The organism is Chryseobacterium sp. SIMBA_038, assembly GCF_046535115.1.
Classification (GTDB): Bacteria; Bacteroidota; Bacteroidia; order Flavobacteriales; family Weeksellaceae; genus Chryseobacterium.
This window is the reverse complement of record NZ_JAWRXH010000353.1, coordinates 1-247: the sequence shown is the minus strand read 5'-3', so window position 1 is coordinate 247 and position 247 is coordinate 1. Positions and strand designations below refer to the sequence as shown.

Annotated in this window: 1 protein-coding gene; it reads left to right on the top strand. The window is 38.5% G+C overall.

What is annotated here, in order from left to right; translation table 11 throughout:
* On the top strand, window positions 1-247 hold a 247-nt coding region (locus tag SB689_RS23870; protein WP_410694511.1), incomplete at both ends, for a vancomycin high temperature exclusion protein.

Sequence of the window (247 nt, the reverse complement as noted above, 5' to 3'; positions counted from 1 at the left end):
GATAGGATCATACTGGATCATGCCGGATTCCGAACATTGGACTCTGTGGTAAGAGCAAAAGATATCTTTGGGCAGACTAAAATTGTGATTATTTCCCAAAGGTTCCACAATGAAAGAGCCATTTTCCTTGCTCAAAAAAATGGAATGGAAGCCTTTGGATACAATGCTGAAGATGTGAATAAATATGCAGGATTAAAGACCAATATGAGAGAATATCTTGCCAAGGCCAAAGTATATTGGGACTTAC